Source organism: Streptomyces sp. NPDC002537 (genome assembly GCF_053594975.1).
On the sequence record NZ_JBSFWT010000010.1, the window covers coordinates 21,441 to 42,434 of the forward strand.

Below are 20,994 nucleotides of genomic sequence, written 5' to 3' on the forward strand. Positions count from 1 at the left end.
AAGGTGCGATCCCATGCCCGACGAGGGCGTGGGATCGGATCTTTACGGGGGCGGGAGCCGGTATGAGCGGAGCGGGACGCGACGACGGCCACGGCCGCGCGGGCAGGATACTGTCCGGGCTGGCCGTGGCCGTCGGCTGTGTGCTCTTCCTCGGGGGATTCGTCTGGGGCGCCCTGCTGTACCAGCCCTACACGGTCCCCACCGACTCCATGGAGCCCACCGTCGCCCGCGGCGACCGGGTGCTCGCCCAGCGCATCGACGGCGACGAGGTGCGGCGCGGGGACGTCGTGGTCTTCAAGGACAAGGCATGGGGCGACGTGCCCATGCTCAAGCGCGTGGTGGGCGTCGGCGGCGACAGGATCGAGTGCTGCGACCGGTCCGGCCGGATGTCGGTCGACGGCAGGCCGCTCGACGAGCCGTACACCGCCGCGAACGGCTACACCTCGCTGACCGGCTTCTCGACCACCGTGCCCGACGGGCAGCTCTTCCTCATCGGCGACCACCGCGCCACCTCGATCGACTCCCGCTCGCACTTGTCCGACGCGACGCACGGCGCGGTGCCCAGGGCCGCGGTCAGGGGCCGCGTCGACGCCATCGCCTGGCCGACGGGCAACTGGGGGATGATGGACAGACCCGGAACGTTCGCCGCGCTGCCGGGCGGCACCTCGCACCCCGGCCCGCTGCCCCTGGTGCTGGCCTCGGTGATCACCGGGGCGGTGCTCATCCTGGGCGGAGCGGCGTACGGGCCGCTGGCGCGCCGCGTCGCACCGCGGAACGGGGCCGGGCGGAACGGCGGAGGCCGGCCGGGCGGCGGGAAAGGGGTGACGGCGGGTGTCGGCTGAGGGACCGCGCACCGGTGGCACAGGGCCCGCGCCCGAGGACGGGACACCGCCCGGCACGGGGTCGCGCAGGGCCTCGCGGGTCGTCCTGCTCGACGGACGCGACCGGGTCCTGCTCCTGCACGGCTTCGAACCCGACGACCCCGCCACGACCTGGTGGTTCACCCCGGGTGGCGGGCTGGAGGGCGAGGAGAGCTGGGAACAAGCGGCGCGCCGCGAGCTGGCGGAGGAGACCGGCATCACGGACGTCGAGCTGGGCCCGGTGCTCTGGCGCCGGAACTGCTCCTTCCCCTTCGACGGGCGCCGCTGGGACCAGGACGAGTGCTACTACCTGGCCCGCACCCGGCAGCCCGCGGTGTGGACCGGGGGCGAGACGGATCTGGAGCGGCGCAGCGTCACGGGGCTGCGCTGGTGGACCTGCGGGGAACTCCTCGCGACCCGTGAGACGGTGTATCCGACCAGGCTCGCCGAGCTGCTGCGTACGCTGCTCGACGAGGGACCCCCGAGTACGCCGGTACGCCTGGAGACGGAGCGGGCCTGACGCACAATGGGGGGACGCACGGCTGAAGGGGAACATGCCATGAGCGCCGAGGACCTCGAGAAGTACGAGACCGAGATGGAGCTGAAGCTCTACCGGGAGTACCGCGATGTCGTCGGTCTGTTCAAATACGTGATCGAGACCGAGCGGCGCTTCTACCTCACGAACGACTACGAGATGCAGGTGCACTCCGTACAGGGCGAGGTCTTCTTCGAGGTCTCGATGGCCGACGCCTGGGTGTGGGACATGTACCGGCCCGCTCGCTTCGTCAAACAGGTGCGGGTGCTCACCTTCAAGGACGTGAACATCGAGGAGCTCAACAAGAGCGACCTCGACCTCCCGGGTGGCTGAGTTGTCCACAACCGGCGGGTTATCCACCAAGATCCAATAGTGCGGCGCGGCCGCGGCACAGTCGGTGCCGGAGGTGGTGTCCATGTGTGGATCAGAGGTGGCAGAGGCGGCGGAGGGCCCTGACGGCTCCGGCGGTTCCGACGGTTCCGGTGAGGGGTCCGGTGAGGGGTCCGCGCGCCGGGCGCTCGGGCGCTACGGCGAGGATCTGGCGGTGCGCCGGCTCACGGTGGCCGGGATGCGGATCCTGGACCGCAACTGGCGCTGCCGGTACGGCGAGATCGACATCGTCGCGGCGGAGGGCGACGCCCTGGTCGTCTGCGAGGTGAAGACCCGGCGCGCGGGGGTGTACGAGCACCCGATGGCTGCGGTCCGGGCCGGGAAGGCCGGCCGTCTGCGCCTGCTCGCCGAGCGATGGCTGGAGCGGCACGGCCGAGGGTCGCCGCCGGGCGGCGTGCGGATCGATCTCGTGGGGGTGGTCGTCCCCGACCGGGGAGCGCCTTCCGTCGAGCACGCCAGGGGGGTGGCGTGATGGGGTTCGCCCGTACGTGCTCGGTGGCCCTGGTCGGGGTCGAGGGCGTGGTCGTCGAGGTCCAGGCCGGTCTGGAGCCGGGCATCGCCGCCTTCACCCTGGTCGGGCTGCCCGACAAGAGCCTGGCGGAGAGCCGCGACAGGGTGCGCGCGGCGGTGGTCAATTCCGGCGCCGACTGGCCGCAGAAGAAGCTCACCGTGGGGCTCAGTCCGGCGTCGATCCCCAAGGCGGGCAGCGGCTTCGACCTCGCGGTGGCCTGCGCGGTCCTGGGTGCCGCCGAGCTGATCGACCCCCGGGAGATCGCCGACCTGGTGATGATCGGCGAGTTGGGCCTCGACGGCGGGGTGCGCCCGGTCCGCGGCGTACTGCCCGCGGTGCTGGCCGCCGCCGACGCGGGCTACCGCCAGGTCGTCGTCGCGGAGCAGACGGCGGCGGAGGCGTCACTGGTGCCGGACGTGTCGGTCCTCGGGGTCCGCAGCCTGCGCCAGCTGATCGCGGTGCTGACGGACGCGCCGGTCCCGGAGGAGGAGCCGCCCCAGGAGGGACGGCCCGACCCGATGCTGGCGGGGCTGTCGCTCGCGGGGACGGGGATCGGCGCGGGAGTGCTCTGCGGGGTCGGCGGCGGGTTCCACGTCCCCGACATGGCGGAGGTCGCCGGTCAGCACATGGCCCGCAAGGCCCTGGAGATCGCGGCCGCCGGAGGGCACCACCTGTATCTCAAGGGGCCGCCGGGAGCGGGCAAGACGATGCTCGCGGAGCGGCTGCCCGGACTGTTGCCGCCACTCACGCCCCAGGAGGCCCTGGAGGTCACCGCGGTGCACTCGGTCGCGGGTGTCCTGCCACCCGGCAAGCCGCTGGTGGACGCCCCGCCCTACTGCGCTCCCCACCACTCGGCGACCATGGCGTCCCTGGTCGGCGGCGGCAGCGGGCTGCCGAGACCCGGCGCGGTGTCATTGGCCCATGGAGGAGTTCTCTTCATGGACGAGGCGCCCGAGTTCAGCGGCCGGGCGCTCGACGCCCTGCGGCAGCCCCTGGAGTCGGGACACGTCGTGGTGGCCCGCTCCGCGGGGATGATGCGGATGCCCGCACGATTTCTGCTCTTGCTCGCCGCGAACCCCTGCCCCTGCGGTCGGCACGCGCAGCTGGGGGAGGGGTGCGACTGCTCACCGACCGCGATCCGCCGCTATCAGGCCAGGCTCTCGGGGCCCTTGCTGGACCGGGTCGACCTGCGGGTCAAGGTGGAGGCGGTGACCCGGGCCGAACTCACCGGCCGGGATGGCCCGGCGGAGAGCACCGCGCAGGTCGCCGCGAGGGTGCGGGAGGCCCGGGAGCGGGCCGCCGCCCGCTACGAGGCCGTCCCGTGGAGCACCAACGGCGAGGTGCCGGGCCATGAACTGCGCACCCGCTGGCACCCCTTGCCGGGAGCGCTGCGGGAAGCCGAGCACGACATGGAATGCGGACTGCTGACGGCCCGTGGGCTCGACCGTGTCCTCCGCGTCGCCTGGACCGTCGCCGACCTCGCCGGACACGACCGGCCGGGCGCCGATGACATGGCACAGGCGCTGTATCTGCGCACCGGCGTCATCCGGAGCATTCCGGTCGAGGCGGTGGCCGGGCGATGAGCGGTCGTCCACGGGCGGAGCACGGGAGCGGCTCCGGACGCCGTGAGGGACGGCCGGAGACGCGGGACGGGCCCCGCCGTGGTGGCCGGTTCGAGGACCATGACCCGGGGCCGTCGGAGGACGGCGTCCCCACCGCCGGGGAGCGGCTCGCGAGAGTGGCACTGACGCGGCTGACCGAGCCGGGCGACGAGCGGGTGGGGCGGTGGCTCCGGGAGCTCGGCGCCGAGGCGCTGGTGCGCGGGCTGACCGGAGCCGGGCCGCCGCCCACGGGCGCGGGCAAGGAACGGCTCGCGGGCTGCCGCGCACGGGCCGCGGCGCTCGACCCCCGCCGCGACCTCGACAGGGTCACCGGCATGGGCGGCCGCTTCCTCTGCCCCGGTGACCGGGAGTGGCCCGGACAATTGGACGACCTCGGCGACGCCTGCCCGATCGGCCTCTGGGTGCGCGGCGACGCGAACCTCCGGCTGTGGGCCCTGCGATCCGTCGCCGTCGTCGGTGCCAGGGCCTGCACCGACTACGGCTCGTATGTGTCGGCCACCCTCGGCGCCGGACTCGCGGAGCTCGGCTGGACGGTGACCTCCGGGGCGGCCTACGGCGTGGACGGCGCGGCTCATCGGGGAGCGCTCACCGCGGGCGGGGCGACCATGGCCGTACTGGCCTGCGGGGTGGACGTGCCCTACCCGCGCGGGCACACCGAGTTGATCGACAAGATCGTGGAACAGGGCCTTGTACTGGCCGAGTTGCCGCCCGGCGGCCACCCGACGCGCAGCCGCTTCGTCCTGCGCAACCGCGTCATCGCGGCCCTGACACGCGGCACGGTGGTCGTCGAGGCCGAGTACCGCAGTGGATCGCTGGTCACGGCACGGCGCGCCCGGGAGCTGGGTCGGTACACGATGGGCATCCCCGGGCCGGTGACCTCCGGGCTCTCGGCGGGCGTTCACGAACTCCTGCGCGAGGGTGCCTGCCTGGTGACCGACGCCGCCGAGATCGCCGAGCTGGTCGGCGACATCGGCGAGCTCGCCCCCGAGCGGCGCGGGCCGCTCGTGGCCCGGGATCTGCTCGCTCCCGCGCTGGCCGCGGTGCTCGAAGCGGTGCCCGGAGGCCCCGGCGGCGATCGCGATCTGATCGCCCGCAACGCCTGCCGGGACAAGGGCCGGACGCTCCGCGCGCTCCATGAGCTCCAGGCCCTCGGCTTCGTCGAACGCTGCGGTGATCAATGGAAGTTGGCCGACCGGACGTCAACATCCGGCACCGGCAAGCCCCCCGGACGGCGCCGGTCCGTGCGGCGAGGCGGTTCTTGACCTGGGGCGATCGGGTGAAAGGGTTAAGGGGGTGACCGCGGGAGCCGATACGGCGAACCCTCCGCGGCCGTCGGGCATTCGACGGCCGCCGACCGGGGGCGCGGCCAGTGGAACGTATCTGCATATCTACCGAAGGAGACTTCCTCGCGCACCGCAGCGCGTCAGTCACGCTACGCTCACGGGAATCCAGCCATTCGTACCACTCCATTCACGTCACAGCAGAACGGCTCAAGACGACGAATGCCCCAGCACACCTCCGGGTCCGATCGCGCGGCGGCACCGCCGGCAGCGCGCGGGCCCGCGCGCCCTCCCGCGCCCTCGACGCTCGATGAGCTGTGGCGGTCGTACAAGACCTCGGGCGACGAGCGGTTGCGGGAGCAATTGATCCTCCACTACTCGCCACTGGTGAAATATGTGGCGGGGCGGGTCAGCGTCGGTCTGCCGCCCAACGTCGAGCAGGCCGACTTCGTCTCCTCCGGGATCTTCGGACTCATCGACGCCATCGAGAAGTTCGACCCCGCGCGCGAGATCAAGTTCGAGACCTATGCCATCACTCGCATCCGGGGAGCCATGATCGACGAGCTGCGGGCCCTCGACTGGATCCCGCGCTCGGTCCGTCAGAAGGCGCGCGCCGTCGAGCGCGCGTACGCCACCCTGGAGGCCGCGCTGCGCCGTACGCCCTCGGAGGCCGAGGTGGCGGCGGAGATGGGCATCGCGGTCGAGGAACTGCACAGCGTCTTCAGCCAGTTGTCGCTGGCCAACGTCGTGGCCCTGGAAGACCTCCTGCACGTCGGCGCCGAGGGCGGTGAGCGGCTGAGCCTCATGGACACCCTGGAGGACACCGCCGCCGACGACCCGGTCGAGGTGGCGGAGGACCGCGAGCTGCGCCGCCTGCTCGCCCGAGCCATCAACACCCTTCCCGAGCGGGAGAAGACGGTGGTCACCCTCTACTACTACGAGGGCCTCACCCTCGCCGAGATCGGCCATGTGCTCGGCGTCACGGAGAGCAGGGTCAGCCAGATCCACACGAAGTCGGTCCTCCAGCTGAGGGCGAAGCTCGCGGACATAGGACGCTGACCGGCCCGTCCGGTCCCCGGAGAGCCACCGCCCCCGGCGCCGCCCCGGCCCGTACCGGGGAAACGTGCCGTCGGCGTCGTCCCGTCCGGCGGACATCCGTAAAGTGGAGGCGTGCCCAGGATTCGAGCGGCCTCAGTGGCCGAGCACCGGACAATGCAGCGCGACGCCCTGCTGGACGCCGCCCGCTCCCTGCTGTCCGAGGGCGGTACGGAGGCGTTGACCTTCCCCGCGCTGGCCGAGCGCACCGGACTCGCGCGCTCCTCGGTGTACGAGTACTTCCGCTCCAGGGCGGCGGTGGTCGAGGAGCTGTGCGCCGTCGACTTCCCCGTCTGGGCCGCCGAGGTCGAGGCCGCCATGCAGCGCGCCGGGACGCCGGAGGCGAAGATCGAGGCGTATGTGCGGCAGCAACTGGCGCTGGTCGGCGACCGCCGCCACCGTGCCGTGGTCGCGATCTCCGCCGGTGAGCTCGACCCGGGTGCCCGCGAGAAGATCCGCGCCGCGCACGGCGGGCTGGTGGCCATGGTGGTCGAGGCTCTCGACGCCCTCGGACACGACCAGCCCCGCCTCGCCGCGATGCTCCTGCAGGGAGTGGTGGACGCGGCGGTCCGCCGCATCGAGCTCGGCGCCGCCGAGGAACCGCACAGCATCACCGAGGCCGCCGTCTCCATGGCCCTGCGCGGCGTCCGCGGCTGACACCCCCGGGCCCGGCGGCCCGAGCGGGCCGGTGAGCGGCAGCAGCCGGGAGGGCGGCCGGCGCAGCATCCACGCCGGCAGCAGCGAGAGCGGATCGAGATAGGTGTCCCCGCGCAGCAGGCCCCAGTGCAGACAGCCCCCGGGACAGTGGAACGGGCCCGGCTCCAGGCTGCCCACCGGCTGCCCCGCGGTCACCTGGTCGCCCTCGCGCACGATCGCCCGCACCGGCTCATAGGTGATCCGCAGCGGTGGGTCACCCGTCCCCGCCAGGGCGACGGCCACCACACCCCGGCCCGCGACCGTGCCCGCGAAGGACACCGTGCCGGGCGCCGCGGCCCGCACCGGCGCCCCCGCGCGGGCGTCGAGATCCACCCCGCGGTGGCCCGTCGCCCAGCGCACCGGCGGCGGATCCCACGCCCGTACGACCAGGGGACGGCCTCCGCGTGGGCCCGCGACCGGCCAGGCCCGGTCGCCGCTCGCCCCGCCCATGCTCGGAGGGCCCGTCGCCACGGCCAGGGCGGTGGGGCGCACGGACCCCGGAACACCCGTGGCGCACACGACAAGAGCGGTCACGGTCAGTAGCATGCCGAGGGCTGCCGCGCTCGCGCGGAGGGAGCGCCGCGCGAGGCGCCCCGTGAACGTTCGCGTGCCGGACGTGAAAGATCGCATGACCGAACCGTGGCCCACCTCGCCGAATCGTGGGGATCTTGGCCAGGATCTGTGGACTACTCGCGGGTTGTGGACAGCGCCGTCACCCGGTCCTTCCACGGTCCCGTACACTTCTCATGGCGATCCGGGTCACCGGATCGACTTCGCACGCCCCGCTACCGGCGCGTCAGTCCCTTTCGGGCAGCCCGGTGGCCGTGTCTCTCGGTCCGCGGAACGGTTCCTCGCAAGGGGCAGCCTCCACGGCGGGCACGTCGGGGCGTCAGGAGCGGCGGCCGCCCGGCCGCCGTGGAACCGAGTATTTCAAGGAGCGCGGCCATGGCCGTCGTCACGATGCGGGAGCTGCTGGAGAGCGGCGTCCACTTCGGTCACCAGACCCGTCGTTGGAACCCGAAGATGAAGCGTTTCATCTTCACGGAGCGCAACGGCATCTACATCATCGACCTGCTCCAGTCGCTGTCGTACATCGACCGCGCCTACGAGTTCGTCAAGGAGACCGTCGCGCACGGCGGCTCCATCATGTTCGTCGGTACGAAGAAGCAGGCCCAGGAGGCCATCGCCGAGCAGGCGACCCGCGTCGGCATGCCGTACGTCAACCAGCGCTGGCTGGGCGGCATGCTCACCAACTTCTCGACCGTCTACAAGCGCCTGCAGCGCCTGAAGGAGCTCGAGCTCATCGACTTCGAGGATGTGGCCGCCTCCGGCCTCACCAAGAAGGAGCTGCTCGTCCTCTCCCGCGAGAAGGCCAAGCTGGAGAAGACCCTCGGCGGTATCCGCGAGATGCAGAAGGTGCCCAGCGCCGTCTGGATCGTGGACACCAAGAAGGAGCACATCGCCGTCGGTGAGGCGCGCAAGCTGCGCATCCCGGTCGTCGCGATCCTCGACACCAACTGCGACCCCGACGAGGTCGACTACAAGATCCCGGGCAACGACGACGCGATCCGCTCCGTCACCCTGCTCACCCGCGTGATCGCCGACGCCGTCGCCGAGGGCCTCATCGCCCGCTCCGGTGTCGCCACCGGTGACGCGAAGGCCGACAAGGCCGCCGGCGAGCCCCTCGCCGAGTGGGAGCGCGACCTCCTCGAGGGCGAGAAGAAGGCCGACGAGGCTCCGGCCGCTGAGGCTCCGGCCGCCGAGGCCGAGAAGCCGGCCGCGGACGCCGAGCAGGCCTGACAACTCAGTCGCGGTAGATGACGGCGGGGGACGGCGCTATCGGCGCCGCCCCCGTCGTTCACCCGTAGTCACAACGACTTCCGAGAGAGATTCACCATGGCGAACTTCACCGCCGCTGACGTCAAGAAGCTCCGCGAGCTCACCGGCGCCGGCATGATGGACTGCAAGAAGGCGCTGGACGAGGCTGCCGGCGACCTGGACAAGGCCGTCGAGATCGTGCGCGTCAAGGGCCTGAAGGGCGTGGCCAAGCGCGAGAGCCGCACCACCTCCAACGGTGCCGTCGTCTCCGTCATCGCCGATGACAACACCTCCGGTGTGATCGTCGAGCTGAAGTGCGAGACGGACTTCGTCGCCAAGGGCGAGAAGTTCATCGCCGTCGCCGAGGCCCTGGCCGCTCACGTCGCCAAGACCGCCCCGGCCGACCTCGACGCCCTGATGGCGTCCGAGATCGAGGCCGGCAAGACCGTCCAGGCGTTCGTGGACGAGGCCAACGCCACCCTGGGCGAGAAGATCGTCGTCGACCGCTTCGCGCAGTTCGCCGACGGCTACGTCTCCGCGTACATGCACCGCACCGCCGCGGACCTGCCCCCGCAGGTCGGCGTGCTGGTCGAGCTGGACAAGGAGAACGCCGAGGTCGCCAAGGACATCGCGCAGCACATCGCCGCGTTCGCGCCGAAGTTCCTCTCCCGTGAGGACATCCCGGCCGACGTCCTGGACAACGAGCGTCGCGTCGCCGAGGCCACCGCCCGCGAGGAGGGCAAGCCCGAGGCCGCCCTGCCGAAGATCATCGAGGGCCGTGTCACGGGCTTCGTCAAGGAGAACTCCGTTCTCGAGCAGGCGTTTGCCAAGGACAACAAGAAGACCGTCCAGAAGATTCTGGACGAGGCCGGTGTCACGCTGAAGCGCTTCGCGCGCATCCGCGTCGGCGTCTGAGCCGTCAGCAGGGCAGCGATTGACCTGCGACCCGCTAGGGTCGTACGCAGCCGACCCTTCACCGGTCGGCCGCTGATGTGACGAGGAGGCCATTGCCGTACAGGGATCTGATAAAGACCCATCCGGCAGTGGCCTTCTTCGTATGTGCACGAGGAGATCTCCAATGAATCAGGGTGCGGACGCCAGGCAGGCCGCCGACGACAAGAGCGCTGACCACGGCAAACGCCGCCGGTTTATGCTGAAACTGTCCGGCGAGGCATTCGCCGGCGGCGGGGGCCTCGGTGTCGACCCCGATGTCGTGCACGCCATCGCCCGTGAGATCGCGGCCGTCGTACGCGACGGCTACGAGATCGCCGTCGTGATCGGCGGCGGCAACTTCTTCCGCGGCGCCGAGCTGCAGCAGCGCGGCATGGACCGCGCCCGCTCGGACTACATGGGCATGCTCGGTACGGTGATGAACTCTCTCGCCCTCCAGGACTTCCTGGTCAAGGAAGGCGTCGAGACGCGGGTGCAGACCGGCATCACCATGGGCCAGGTCGCCGAGCCGTTCATCCCGTTGCGCGCGGTGCGCCACCTGGAGAAGGGCCGCGTCGTCATCTTCGGCGCCGGCATGGGCATGCCTTACTTCTCCACCGACACCACCGCCGCCCAGCGCGCCCTGGAGATCCACGCCGAGGCGATCCTGATGGGCAAGAACGGTGTCGACGGGGTCTACGACTCCGACCCGAAGAAGAACCCCGACGCCGTGAAGTTCGACGCCCTCGAGTACGGCGAGGTGCTCTCCCGCGGCCTCAAGGTCGCCGACGCCACCGCCATCTCCCTGTGCATGGACAACAAGGTGCCGATCCTGGTCTTCGAGCTGCTCACCGAAGGCAACATCGCCCGTGCGGTCAAGGGTGAGAAGATCGGCACGCTGGTGAGCGACCAGAGCACTCGGGCCTGACGGCCCGGAAAACGCCGCCCTGGGCAAGCACGCCGTACAGGGACGGCAACACCGTGCCGTGGGAAGACCTCGGCACGGGGATGGACAACTGCCTGCCGGTCGGACACCGTGCAGGAGAAGACGCGCGCAGGGGCGAGGCTCTGCTTACTGATAACACCAGGAGCAAGTGGTGATCGAAGAGATCCTCCTCGAGGCCGAGGAGAAGATGGAGAAGGCCGTTGTGGTCGCCAAGGAGGACTTCGCGGCGATCCGCACCGGGCGTGCGCACCCCGCGATGTTCAACAAGATCGTGGCGGACTACTACGGTGCGCTGACGCCGATCAACCAGCTGGCGTCCTTCTCGGTGCCGGAGCCGCGCATGGCCGTGGTGACGCCCTTCGACAAGAGCGCACTGCGCAACATCGAGCAGGCGATCCGCGACTCCGACCTCGGGGTCAACCCGAGCAACGACGGCAACATCATCCGGGTGACCTTCCCCGAGCTCACCGAGGAGCGCCGCCGCGATTACATCAAGGTGGCCCGCACCAAGGGCGAGGACGCGAAGATCTCGATCCGCGCCATCCGCCGCAAGGCCAAGGACGCTCTCGACAAGCTCGTCAAGGACAAGGAGTCCGGCGAGGACGAGGTGCGCCGCGCGGAGAAGGAGCTCGACGACACCACCGCGAAGTACGTCGCGCAGGTGGACGAGCTGCTCAAGCACAAGGAAGCCGAGCTCCTCGAGGTCTGATGAACGAGACATCCTGGGGGGCCCCGTCGAGCGCCGGGTACTGGGGGGCCGCCGACCGGGGACCCTCCCCCTCGCTCGGAGGGGACGTGCGCCCGGGTTCGGCGGGTCCTGTGCATGAGGCGGGCGCCGCGGCGCAGACTCGCCCCATGCCCACCGTGCCCTCCTCATCAGGCGGAGACCAGGACGACCGTGACCAGGGGGCCGCTCACCTGCGCGGCCCCCTGTTCCGCGATGAACAGGAGCCCGACATCCGGCCCCAGGAGTCTGCCCCGGAGCCTGTATCCCCCCAGGCACCCAAGGCCGGCAGGAAGAGCGCCGGCCGCGACCTCCGGGCCGCGATAGGGGTGGGCCTCGGCCTGGGCGCGGTCATTCTCGCCTCCCTGTTCATCTACAAGCCCGTCTTCCTCGGCGTGATCGTCGTGGCCGTCGTCGTCGGGCTGTGGGAGCTGACCTCCCGCCTCTCCGAGCGGAAGGCCGTCAAGGCCCCCTTGGTGCCGCTCGCGCTCGGCGGCGCCGCGATGGTCATCGCGGGCTACGCGAGCGGCGCCGAGGGCGCCTGGGTGGCGATGGCCTTCACCGCGCTCGCCGTGCTCGTGTGGCGGATGACGGAGCCGCCGGACGACTACCTCAAGGACGTCACGGCGGGCATCTTCGCCGCGTTCTACGTGCCGTTCCTGGCGACCTTCGTGGCCCTGATGCTGGCCGCGGGCGACGGCGCGTGGCGGGTGCTCACCTTCCTGATCCTCACGGTCGTGAGCGACACCGGCGCGTACGCGGTGGGCTGGAAGTTCGGCAAGCGCAAGCTGGCGCCGCGCATCAGCCCCGGCAAGACGCGCGAGGGGCTGCTCGGGGCCGTGCTGTTCGCCATGGTGGCGGGCGCGCTGTGCATGCAGTTCATGATCGACGGCGGTCGGTGGTGGCAGGGTCTGCTGCTGGGGCTCGCCGTCGCGGCCAGCGCCACGCTGGGCGATCTGGGCGAGTCCATGATCAAGCGCGACCTCGGCATCAAGGACATGGGCGCGCTGCTGCCCGGCCACGGCGGGATCATGGACCGGCTGGACTCGCTGCTGCCGACCGCACCGGTGGTGTGGCTGCTGATGGTGGTCTTCGTCGGCTCGTCCTGAACCGGGCCAGGTACCCTGGAAGGGCTCGTCGCTGTGCGGCGGGCCCTTTTCCGGCCCCGTGCCTGCGGGGGTCCCCCTGTGAGATCTCCGGGTTCCGGCATCGTCCTGCCGCTGGCTCCGCGATTGCGGAGGTCATCCGCCGTCGTCAACGAGGAGTCCCTGCTCATGGCCCCCGCGCCCGGAGAACTGACGTTCGTAGCCCCCCGCGGGGCCAAGCTGCCCCCGCGGCATCTCGCCGACCTCTCGCCCGCCGAGCGCCGCGAGGCCGTGGCGGCGATCGGTGAGAAGCCGTTCCGCGCCAAGCAGCTGTCGCAGCACTACTTCGCCCGGTACACGCACGATCCCGCGGCGTGGACCGACATCCCCGCCGCCGCCCGCGAGAAGCTCGCGGCCGAGCTGCTGCCGGAGCTGATGAGCGTCGTCCGGCACATCTCGTGCGACGACGACACCACCCGCAAGACCCTGTGGCGCCTGCACGACGGCAAGCTCGTCGAGTCCGTCCTGATGCGCTACCCCGACCGGGTCACCATGTGCATCAGTTCGCAGGCGGGCTGCGGCATGAACTGCCCGTTCTGCGCCACCGGCCAGGCCGGGCTGGACCGCAACCTGTCCACCGCGGAGATCGTGCACCAGATCGTGGACGGCATGCGCGCGCTGCGCGACGGCGAGGTGCCCGGCGGGCCCGCGCGCCTGTCCAACATCGTCTTCATGGGCATGGGCGAGCCGCTCGCGAACTACAAGCGCGTCGTGGGTGCCATCCGCCGCCTGACCGACCCCGAGCCGGACGGCCTCGGGCTCTCCCAGCGCGGCATCACCGTCTCCACGGTCGGCCTGGTCCCGGCGATGCACCGCTTCGCCGACGAGGGCTTCAAGTGTCGTCTCGCGGTCTCGCTGCACGCGCCCGACGACGAGCTGCGCGACACCCTGGTGCCGGTCAACACCCGCTGGAAGGTCCGCGAGGTCCTCGACGCCGCCTGGGAGTACGCGGAGAAGTCCGGCCGCCGCATCTCCATCGAGTACGCCCTGATCCGCGACATCAACGACCAGGCGTGGCGCGGTGACCTGCTCGGCCGCCTCCTCAAGGGCAAGCGCGTGCACGTCAACCTCATCCCGCTCAACCCCACCCCGGGCTCGAAGTGGACGGCCTCCCGCCCCGAGGACGAGCGGGCGTTCGTCGAGGCCATCGCCTCGCACGGCGTGCCCGTGACCGTCCGCGACACCCGTGGTCAGGAGATCGACGGGGCCTGCGGTCAGCTGGCGGCCACCGAGCGCTGAGCGCGGCCCGCCCGGGGTGCACTGATACGGTGCATTCGCACAAATGAACAATCCGACAGGGGAGCGCGGAAGCGCTGAGAGTGCGGCACGGGCCGCAGACCCTCGGACCTGATCCGGGTCATACCGGCGTAGGGAGTCAGCACATCATGAACACCAACCTCCGGCGTGCCCTGGGCGCGGCCGCGGCCGTCGCGCTCGGGCTGCCCGCGCTCGCCGCCTGCGGCTCGGACGGCTCGGACAAGGCCGACGGCGGCAAGACCGTCACCCTGGTCTCGCACGACTCGTTCCAGGTCTCGGACAGCGTGCTCAAGGAGTTCGAGCAGCAGAGCGGCTACACCGTCAAGGTGCTCAAGAGCGGTGACGCCGGGGCCGCCGTCAACCAGGCGATCCTCTCCGCGAAGCACCCGCAGGGCGATGTCTTCTTCGGCGTCGACAACACCCTCCTGTCGCGCGCGCTCGACAAGAACCTCTTCACCCCGTACGAGGCCAAGGGCCTGGACAGGGTCCCCAAGGAGCTCCAGACCGACGCCGGCCGGCACCGGGTCACCCCGATCGACACCGGCGACATCTGCGTCAACTACGACCGCGCGTACTTCGCCGACCACAAGCTGGCCCCGCCGCAGTCCTTCGACGACCTGGTCAAGCCGGAGTACAAGAACCTCCTCGTCACCGAGAACTCCGCCACGTCGTCGCCCGGCCTCGCCTTCCAGCTCGGCACGGTCGCCAAGTACGGCGACGACGGCTGGCAGGACTACTGGAAGAAGCTGAAGGCCAACGGCGTCGAGGTGGTCGACGGCTGGGAGCAGGCCTACAACCAGCGCTTCTCCGGCTCCGCCGCGGGCAGGAAGGCCAAGAGCGACAAGCCGCTGGTCGTCTCCTACGCCTCCAGCCCGCCCGCCGAGGTCCTGGACGTGAAGCCGCAGCCGAAGGAGGGCCCGACCGGCGTCGCGACCGGCACCTGCTTCCGGCAGATCGAATTCGCCGGGCTGCTCTCCGGCGCGAAGAACACCGAGGGCGGCAAGGCCCTGATCGACTTCCTGCTGAGCAAGAAGTTCCAGGAGGACATGCCGCTGAGCATGTTCGTCAAGCCCGCCGCCCGGGACGCCGCGCTGCCCGAGGTGTTCACCAAGTACGGCGCGAAGGTCGACGCCCCCGAGGTGCTCGCCCCCGAGAAGATCGCCAAGAACCGCGAGCAGTGGGTCAAGGAATGGTCCTCGATCGTCCTGAAGTAGACGCCGCCGACAATCCCTCCAGGGGCTCTCTGCGGCCCTCCCGGCGGTCCCGGGAGGGATTCCGGCGAACGGCGGTGCGGCTCGGCCTGATGGCCGTGCCGCTCGCCTTCTTCGGCGTCTTCTTCGCCTACCCCGTCGCCGCCATCGTGTCCCGGGGACTCAAGGACGGCGGGCGGTGGCAGTTCGGCCGGATCGGCGAGGTCCTCACCGACCCCGCGATCGGCCACGTCCTGTGGTTCACCACCTGGCAGGCACTCGCCTCCACGGCGCTCACCCTCGCCCTCGCGCTCCCCGGCGCGTACGTCTTCGCGCGCTTCGACTTCCCCGGCAAGCAACTGCTGCGGGCCGTGGTCACCGTCCCCTTCGTGCTGCCCACCGTCGTCGTCGGGTCGGCCTTCCTCGCCCTGCTGGGCCGCGGCGGGCTGCTGGACGAGCTGTGGGGCGTACGCCTGGACACCACTGTGTGGGCGATCCTCCTCGCCCACGTCTTCTTCAACTACGCCGTGGTCGTACGGACCGTGGGCGGCCTCTGGGCGCAGCTCGACCCGAGGCAGGAGGAGGCGGCGCGGGTACTGGGCGCCGGCCGCTTCGCCGCGTGGCGGCGGGTGACCCTGCCCGCCCTGGCGCCCGCCGTCGCCGCCGCGGCGCTCATGGTCTTCCTGTTCACCTTCACCTCGTTCGGCGTCGTCCAGATCCTGGGCGGCCCCCGCTACTCCACCCTCGAAGTGGAGATCTACCAGCAGACCGCGCAGCTGCTGGACCTGCCGACCGCGGCCGTGCTCACCCTGGTGCAGTTCGTGGCGGTGGCCGTGCTGCTCGTGGTGCACGGCCGGACCGTACGGCGCAGGGAGACCGCCCTGAAGCTGGTCGACCCCGCGCGGACCGCCCGCCGTCCGCGCGGTGCGGCCCAGTGGACGCTGCTCGGCTCCGTGCTCGCCGTCATCGCGCTGCTGGTCCTGGTGCCGCTCGTCGTCCTCACCCTGCGCTCCTTCGACGGCCCCGACGGCTACGGCCTGACCTTCTACCGGGCCCTCGCCTCCGCGGGCGACAACGGCGGCACGTTCGTCGTCGCCCCGCTGGAGGCCATCGGGAACTCCCTGGCGTACGCGCTGGCCGCCACCGGCATCGCGGTGGTCGTGGGCGGTCTGGCGGCCGCGGCGCTCACCCGGCGTGCGGGCAGGCTGGTACGGGGTTTCGACGCGCTGCTGATGCTGCCGCTCGGCACCTCCGCGGTGACCGTCGGCTTCGGTTTCCTGATCACCCTGGACGAGCCGCCGCTCGACCTGCGCACGTCATGGATCCTGGTGCCGCTCGCGCAGGCACTGGTGGGTGTGCCGTTCGTCGTCCGGACGATGCTGCCCGTGCTGCGCGCGGTGGACGCCCGGCTGCGCGAGGCGGCGGCGGTGCTGGGCGCCTCGCCCCTGCGGGCCTGGCGCGAGGTGGACCTGCCGCTGGTGGGGCGGGCCCTGGCGGTCGCCGCGGGCTTCGCGTTCGCCGTGTCGCTGGGCGAGTTCGGGGCGACCGTCTTCATCGCCCGGCCCGACAGCCCGACGCTGCCCGTGGCGGTGGCCAGGCTGCTCGGCAGGCCCGGGGAGCTCAACTACGGGCAGGCGATGGCCCTCAGCACGATCCTGATGCTGGTGTGCGCGGTCGCGCTGCTGGTTCTGGAGCGCGTCCGCACCGACCGTTCGGGAGAGTTCTAGATGTCCCTGCTGCGACTGGACGGCGTGACCGTGCGCTTCGGCGAGCGCGCGGTGCTGGACTCGGTGGACCTGGAGGTCGCCGAGCACGAGACGGTGTGCGTACTGGGCCCGAGCGGCAGCGGCAAGTCCACGCTGCTGCGGGTGGTCGCCGGTCTGCAGCGGGCGGACGCCGGGCGGGTGTTCCTGTCCGGGAACGACCAGGAGGGCGTGCCCACGCACCGGCGCGAGGTGGGCCTGATGTTCCAGGACCACCAGCTCTTCCCGCAGCGGGACGTGGGCGGCAACGTCGCCTTCGGGCTGCGCATGCGCGGGACGGGCCGCACCGAGGCGGAGCGGCGGGTGGACGAACTGCTCGACATGGTGGGGCTCCCGGGCGCCCGGCGGCGATCCGTCGCGGCATTGTCGGGCGGTGAGCAGCAGCGCGTCGCGCTCGCCCGCGCCCTCGCGCCGCGGCCGCGGCTGCTGATGCTCGACGAGCCGCTGGGCCAGCTCGACAGGGGGCTGCGGGAGCGGCTCGTCGTCGAACTGCGCGAGCTTTTCGGACGGCTGGGCACCACGGTGCTGGCCGTCACCCACGACCAGGGCGAGGCGTTCGCGCTCGCCGACCGGGTGGTGGTCATGCGGGACGGCCGGATCGCTCAGGCCGGGACGCCCCTGGAGGTCTGGCAGCGGCCCGCGTCCGAGTTCGTGGCCCGTTTCCTCGGCTTCGACAACGTCGTCGGGGCGACCGTGTCCGGGGAACGCGCGGACACGGTGTGGGGCAAGGTGCCGGTGGCTGCCGGGACGCCCCAGGGGGAGTGCCGGCTGCTCGTACGGCCCGCGGGCGTACGGCTGGTGCCTTCGGCGGAAGGGCTGCCCTGCGAGGTGACCGGTCGCACGTTCCGGGGAGACCACGTGGCCGTGCTGCTGCGGCCTTCGGACGGGCCGGAGCTGGAGGCGTCCTGCGAGCTGCGCTCCGCGCCGGACGTGGGCGACCGGGTCGGCGTCGTGTTCGACGCGGGCGACGTGGTGGTGCTGGCGGGCTGAAGTGCCCCGGGCGGGCCGGATTTTCCGGCCCGCCCGATGTTTGGGGAGCGAAGTCCCGCAGAGGTCAGCCGACCGTTGTCGACTGCGGTTCCTTCTCCGGGGATTCCGGCGACTCCGGCGACTCCGGCGATTCCGACGACGGTGTCGCCGCGTGGGCGTCCGGTTCGCCGAACCAGGCGACCGCCACCGCGCCCGCCACGGCCAGCAGGAAGCCCAGCACCGCCACCCAGGCGAAGCCGGGACGGGAGTTGTCGCCGAGCAGCAGGACGCCGATGATGCCCGGCAGCACGGTCTCGCCGACGACCAGGGCCGCGGTGGCACCGTTGACCGAGCCGATCTGCAGGGCGACCGTGTGCAGGTACATGCCGACGGCACCCGATATGAGGATGGCGTAGAGCGCCGGGTCGGCGATCAGGGTGGGCAGGTCGAACGGGTCGATGCCGTCCAGGATGCGTACACCCACGCCGATCGCGCCGAAGCCGAGACCGGACAGCAGACCGGCCAGGATCGCGGCCCGCGAGCCCAGCAGGCGGACCGCCACCGTGCCGCCGCCCATCAGCACGACGGAGATGATCAGCAGCCACCAGTGCGTGGACCGGGCGGCGTCACCGCCGCCCTCGTGCCCCGCGGCGGTCGCCAGCAGCACGAGCGCGGAGCAGACGACACCGATGGACGCCCACTCCGGCTTGGTCAGCCGGATGCCCAGGAGCCTGATGCTCAGCACGGCCGTGACGACGAGGTTGGCGCTGATGACCGTCTGGGAGAGGAACAGCGGCAGCATCCGGGCGGCCAGCGCGCCCAGCCCGAAGCCGATGAAGTCCAGGACCGTGCCGACCATGAACTCCCAGGTCACGGCGGCCTTCGCGGTGGAGGCGAGGCTCGGGCCGCCATGCTGGGTGGTGCCCGTGGAGGACGCCTTCGCGGCCTCCTGGCGGGCCGATTTGCGCGATCCCACCGCTTGCAGGACCGAGCCTGTTCCGTAGCAGGCCGAGGCCGCGACAGCCGTCACTAGGCCGATGATCACCAAAAGCTCCGTTCGCCTGATAAACCGTCGTGCTCCTGAGGCAGACGTGCTTTTCGGCGCGGAAGTTGCTTTGGGTCAAGAAAAGGTCAAGGACGATTCGGTCACCTGGTCATGCCGGTCACCTCATGCCGGTCACCTGGTCATGGGCAGCGCGGCCAGCTCGGCGATGGCCCATGTCAGCGGGGTCAGCACGGCCAGCAGCACACAGATGCGCAGCACGGCCGCCCCGCGCAGCATGGAGACGGGCAGCCCGAGGCGCTGGAGCGCCGCCGTGGTGCCCGTGCGGTTCTGCCGGCTGTCCAGGGCCGCGGTGATGGCCGTGGCGGTGACACAGGCCATCACGAGGGCCGCGCCGAGCCCGGTGAGCGGGCCGAAGGGGCGGGGCCCCGACCCCTCCCAGGCCGCGCCGTAGAGCTCCGCGGCCGCGAGGGCGCCCGAGGCGACCGCGCACAGCACCCCGAGCGGCCGGCCGATCCGGGTGGCGGCGTCCTGCAGTATCCGTCCGGCCAGCAGCCGCACCGCGCCGGGCCGTCCGGCCGACAGCAGCACCCCGCACCAGTGGGTCAGGCCGGGGCCCGCGAGGACGAGCCCGAGGGACGCGAGCAGCCACCCGCCGATGACACCGGGGGAGGCGCCGTCGGACCGGCCCGGCAGCGACAGCAGGGTGTCCGGGTCGGGGGCCGGGCCGCGGCCCACGTACGCCTCCATGGCCAGCCCCACCGAGATGATGGCGATGCCCCATGGCAGCCCGGCATAGGCGGGCTTGGGGGAGGGCGGTACGACGGGCGGCGGCACGGCCGCTTCCTCCTCCGCGGCCTCCGGCTCGGCGGGCTGTGCGGGACGCGCGCCCTCCCGGCCCGGCCGCAGCGCGATCGCGCACGTGCCCGACGCGAGGGCGGGCAGCAGGCCCAGGAGCGTCAGCGTCGCGCCCCACGGCAGGTGCTGCCGCCCGTCCAGCAGCCGTTCCGCGGAACCGCTCAGCGGGGTGCCGCCGAGGTCGCCCCGGAGCTCCAGGTACACCAGGAGGGCGACGCCGCTGCCCAGCGTGCACGAGATGGCCGTCGACGCGGCCGCGAGAAGCGAGAGACGGGCCGGCCCGAGCCCCGCGGCGTCCAGGCCCGCGCGCGGGCGGGTGGACGGGTCCGTACGGGCCACGGCGAGGGCGAACTGCACGACGGCGGCCAGCGGCACGGCGCACCACACCAGCCGGACGATCGATTCCCCGGTCGCCTTCGGATGCGCCACCGCGTACCCGAGCGTGCACAGCAGCAGGAAGCCGACGCCCGCGGCGGCGGCCGCGACCAGCAGTCTCCGTAGCAGGACGAGCGGGTGCGCGCCGCGCGCTAGGCGGAGACTGAGCACGCCGCCCTGCCCTCTCCGCCCGGAGCTTCGGGCGACGGGATCCCGCTGGCCCGGCGGCCGTCGGCCAGGGTGACCGTACGGTCGGCCAGCGTGGCGATCTCGTCGTCCAGAGTGGCGATGACGACCGTGATCTGGTGCGAGCGCGCCGCCGTGGTCAGGGTGCGCAGCACCTGTGCCCGGTCGGCGTTGTGCAGGGGGGCGGTCGGTTCGTCCGCGAAGATGACCGTCGGCTCGGTGGCCAGCGCCCGTGCGATGGCGATCCGCTGACGCTGCGCCATGAGCATGGCGCCCGGCCGTTTGCGGGCGCAGTCGCCGACGTCGAGACGTTCGAGCCACTCGCCCGCGGTCCGCTTGGCGGCCCGGTGCCCGGCGCCGCGCAGCAGCAGCGGCAGGGCGGCGTTCTCCCAGCCGGTCAGCTCGGGGACGAGATGGGGCTCGCTGTCGATCCAGCCGAAGCGCTCCCGGCGCAGCCGCTCGCGCGCGGGGCGCGAAAGGGTGTGCACAGGCGCGCTGTTGAACCACACCTCTCCGGGAGTGGGCACGAGCTGCCCCGACAGGCATTTCAGGAGTGTGCTCTTGCCGGAACCGCGTGTCCCGGTGACGGCGAGGATCTCGCCCTCGCGCACACCGATGGAGACTCCGGCGAGCGCGGGCGAACCGCTGTATGCGTAATGCAGGCCACGTGCCCAGAGCACGTCGTTGTCCGGCGGGGCCACCATGTCGAGCACCTCGGGTCGCTGAAGGGTTCGTTCCCCTGTCCGGGTGAACGAACCGGAGGCCATTGGGTCACTGGCACCGTACGGAACCGGGATCCTAGCCCTCGCCCAGGCTCGGCGCTGGAGTGCCTCACTTTCCT

The 20,994-nt window shown here is 71.8% G+C and carries 20 protein-coding genes, 1 pseudogene and 1 riboswitch; of the genes and pseudogenes, 17 read left to right on the top strand and 4 right to left on the bottom strand.

The genetic code is table 11. The features are described 5' to 3' along the window. The first annotated feature begins 62 nt into the window (after positions 1-62). The 8 genes from lepB to ACWD4A_RS07220 all read left to right on the top strand — a co-directional run bounded on the left by lepB (position 63) and on the right by ACWD4A_RS07220 (position 6,950). A complete protein-coding gene (gene lepB, locus ACWD4A_RS07185) occupies positions 63-842 on the top strand; it encodes a signal peptidase I (RefSeq protein WP_451190448.1) in 780 nt (259 codons plus the stop codon). Further along, a complete protein-coding gene (locus ACWD4A_RS07190; RefSeq protein WP_451190450.1) occupies positions 832-1,380 on the top strand; it encodes an NUDIX hydrolase in 549 nt (182 codons plus the stop codon). The genes lepB and ACWD4A_RS07190 overlap by 11 nt, the downstream gene beginning before the upstream one ends. Before the next feature lie 39 nt (positions 1,381-1,419). Further along, positions 1,420-1,728 (top strand): DUF2469 domain-containing protein, encoded by a 309-nt coding sequence (locus tag ACWD4A_RS07195; protein ID WP_009714730.1) that lies wholly within the window; start codon positions 1,420-1,422, stop codon positions 1,726-1,728. An 82-nt stretch (positions 1,729-1,810) separates the two neighbouring features. After that, positions 1,811-2,257 carry a YraN family protein gene (locus tag ACWD4A_RS07200; RefSeq protein WP_451190452.1) on the top strand — a complete coding sequence of 149 codons (447 nt, stop codon included), beginning with the start codon at positions 1,811-1,813 and terminating at the stop codon, positions 2,255-2,257. After that, the gene (locus ACWD4A_RS07205) at positions 2,257-3,879 is read left to right on the top strand and encodes a YifB family Mg chelatase-like AAA ATPase (RefSeq protein ID WP_451190455.1); all 1,623 of its coding nucleotides are present in this window, start codon (positions 2,257-2,259) and stop codon (positions 3,877-3,879) included. The genes ACWD4A_RS07200 and ACWD4A_RS07205 overlap by 1 nt, the downstream gene beginning before the upstream one ends. Continuing rightward, positions 3,876-5,180 (top strand): DNA-processing protein DprA, encoded by a 1,305-nt coding sequence (gene dprA / locus ACWD4A_RS07210; RefSeq protein ID WP_451190457.1) that lies wholly within the window; start codon positions 3,876-3,878, stop codon positions 5,178-5,180. The genes ACWD4A_RS07205 and dprA overlap by 4 nt, the downstream gene beginning before the upstream one ends. Positions 5,181-5,420: 240 nt before the next feature. Continuing rightward, the gene (gene whiG / locus ACWD4A_RS07215) at positions 5,421-6,257 is read left to right on the top strand and encodes an RNA polymerase sigma factor WhiG (RefSeq protein ID WP_451190459.1); all 837 of its coding nucleotides are present in this window, start codon (positions 5,421-5,423) and stop codon (positions 6,255-6,257) included. Positions 6,258-6,392: 135 nt separating this feature from the next. Beyond that, on the top strand, positions 6,393-6,950 hold the full coding sequence (locus ACWD4A_RS07220) for a TetR/AcrR family transcriptional regulator (protein WP_451190646.1): 558 nt from the start codon (positions 6,393-6,395) through the stop codon (positions 6,948-6,950). Between the two features lie 150 nt (positions 6,951-7,100). On the opposite strand, the pseudogene ACWD4A_RS07225 reads toward ACWD4A_RS07220, so the two are convergent. After that, a pseudogene (locus tag ACWD4A_RS07225) lies at positions 7,101-7,619 on the bottom strand (murein hydrolase activator EnvC family protein); the annotation flags it as partial. A 315-nt stretch (positions 7,620-7,934) separates the two neighbouring features. Between ACWD4A_RS07225 and rpsB the strand changes: the two are divergent. From rpsB to ACWD4A_RS07270, 9 genes are all read left to right on the top strand, one after another. Continuing rightward, entirely contained in the window at positions 7,935-8,789 is an 855-nt protein-coding gene (rpsB, locus tag ACWD4A_RS07230) for a 30S ribosomal protein S2 (RefSeq protein ID WP_451190460.1), read from the top strand. A gap of 96 nt (positions 8,790-8,885) precedes the next feature. Further along, positions 8,886-9,722 (top strand): translation elongation factor Ts, encoded by an 837-nt coding sequence (gene tsf, locus ACWD4A_RS07235; protein WP_451190461.1) that lies wholly within the window; start codon positions 8,886-8,888, stop codon positions 9,720-9,722. A gap of 163 nt (positions 9,723-9,885) precedes the next feature. Next, a complete protein-coding gene (gene pyrH, locus ACWD4A_RS07240; protein WP_451190463.1) occupies positions 9,886-10,665 on the top strand; it encodes a UMP kinase in 780 nt (259 codons plus the stop codon). 169 nt (positions 10,666-10,834) lie between these two features. Next, positions 10,835-11,392, top strand: a complete 558-nt coding sequence (gene frr / locus ACWD4A_RS07245) for a ribosome recycling factor (RefSeq protein ID WP_116214130.1) — start codon at positions 10,835-10,837, stop codon at positions 11,390-11,392. Further along, positions 11,392-12,516, top strand: a complete 1,125-nt coding sequence (locus tag ACWD4A_RS07250; protein ID WP_451190467.1) for a phosphatidate cytidylyltransferase — start codon at positions 11,392-11,394, stop codon at positions 12,514-12,516. Before frr ends, ACWD4A_RS07250 begins: the two co-directional genes overlap by 1 nt. Positions 12,517-12,681: 165 nt before the next feature. Next, the gene (gene rlmN, locus ACWD4A_RS07255; RefSeq protein WP_451190469.1) at positions 12,682-13,791 is read left to right on the top strand and encodes a 23S rRNA (adenine(2503)-C(2))-methyltransferase RlmN; all 1,110 of its coding nucleotides are present in this window, start codon (positions 12,682-12,684) and stop codon (positions 13,789-13,791) included. A gap of 47 nt (positions 13,792-13,838) precedes the next feature. Beyond that, positions 13,839-13,943, top strand: a riboswitch (TPP riboswitch). Continuing rightward, a complete protein-coding gene (locus tag ACWD4A_RS07260) occupies positions 13,938-15,023 on the top strand; it encodes a thiamine ABC transporter substrate-binding protein (RefSeq protein ID WP_451190471.1) in 1,086 nt (361 codons plus the stop codon). Its footprint overlaps the riboswitch before it by 6 nt. An 89-nt stretch (positions 15,024-15,112) precedes the next feature. Then, positions 15,113-16,726, top strand: a complete 1,614-nt coding sequence (locus tag ACWD4A_RS07265; protein WP_451190648.1) for an ABC transporter permease — start codon at positions 15,113-15,115, stop codon at positions 16,724-16,726. Beyond that, positions 16,727-17,752, top strand: coding sequence for an ABC transporter ATP-binding protein (locus tag ACWD4A_RS07270; protein ID WP_451190472.1), 1,026 nt, complete (start codon positions 16,727-16,729; stop codon positions 17,750-17,752). Between the two features lie 64 nt (positions 17,753-17,816). Here the strand turns inward: ACWD4A_RS07270 and ACWD4A_RS07275 are convergent, their stop codons facing one another. From ACWD4A_RS07275 to ACWD4A_RS07285, 3 genes are all read right to left on the bottom strand, one after another. Further along, positions 17,817-18,776 (bottom strand): hypothetical protein, encoded by a 960-nt coding sequence (locus ACWD4A_RS07275; protein ID WP_451190475.1) that lies wholly within the window; start codon positions 18,774-18,776, stop codon positions 17,817-17,819. Between the two features lie 132 nt (positions 18,777-18,908). Beyond that, positions 18,909-20,138 carry a hypothetical protein gene (locus ACWD4A_RS07280; RefSeq protein WP_451190476.1) on the bottom strand — a complete coding sequence of 410 codons (1,230 nt, stop codon included), beginning with the start codon at positions 20,136-20,138 and terminating at the stop codon, positions 18,909-18,911. Further along, on the bottom strand, positions 20,120-20,857 hold the full coding sequence (locus ACWD4A_RS07285) for an ABC transporter ATP-binding protein (protein WP_451190478.1): 738 nt from the start codon (positions 20,855-20,857) through the stop codon (positions 20,120-20,122). The genes ACWD4A_RS07280 and ACWD4A_RS07285 overlap by 19 nt, the downstream gene beginning before the upstream one ends. Positions 20,858-20,994 lie beyond the last annotated feature (137 nt).